At 48.1% G+C, this 709-nt stretch carries 2 protein-coding genes; both read right to left on the bottom strand.

From position 1 onward, the window contains the following. Positions 1-57: 57 nt before the first annotated feature. Positions 58-321, bottom strand: a complete 264-nt coding sequence (locus L5M10_RS24290; protein WP_248084423.1) for a transposase — start codon at positions 319-321, stop codon at positions 58-60. Positions 322-339: 18 nt separating this feature from the next. Then, positions 340-709, bottom strand: a 370-nt coding sequence (locus L5M10_RS24285) for an IS66 family transposase (RefSeq protein WP_263256107.1), incomplete at its 5' end; no start/stop codon positions are given.

Raw genomic sequence — 709 nt, 5'->3', positions numbered from 1 at the left:
GTAAGCGTCCATTTTAGGACGTATTGACGCCTTATAGATTTCGGCCAAGCATCCTGGCTAGATGTCTTTCATGATCTGCACCAGTCCTGGTGGGATTTTCCACTGGCGGTTATCATCGCTGACCACCATCACTGATTTCTTGTTGATTTTGATAACCACCCCGAACACTTGGCCTTCTTTGGCCTTGAAGTGGACTTTTTGGCCTAAACGTAGCTGGCTTAGAACATTGATGTCGTTTTGCAAACGTAAGTACTCAATCCGTTTGCAGATGAGCTCGTTCAGGTCATGTAATTCGTCTAAGGTTAGGTCTTCTATGCGCATATCGCCTCCGTCTGGAGGCTATTCTACCGAAGTGGCGGGTAAAGCAAAGAGGTCTGAACGCAGTGGATTGTCGGCGAACTTGGTTTTCCAATTCCGTGGCGTCAGTTCGTGTACCAGGCTGGCAGGGTGTTGGCTGATGCGTAGCAGTACATCGGTCAGATAATCGTTTACATTGATATCATGCAATCGACAAGTGACTATCAGGCTTTGGATAACGCCAACATGCTCAGCACCGATTTCTGTCCAACAGAACAACCAATTTTTTCTCCCCATGGGTATGGGCCTGAGCGCCCGCTCCAGATGGTTTGTATCCAGCGGCACATCGGGGTCTTCTAAGAAGACACGCAGTGCCATTTCTTTGCTTTGTACATAGCCAATCGCTTTGTAG

It is taken from the genome of Shewanella sp. SM32, assembly GCF_025654235.1.
Lineage (GTDB): Bacteria > Pseudomonadota > Gammaproteobacteria > Enterobacterales > Shewanellaceae > Shewanella > Shewanella oncorhynchi.
This window is presented reverse-complemented; position numbering and strand designations above follow the sequence as displayed.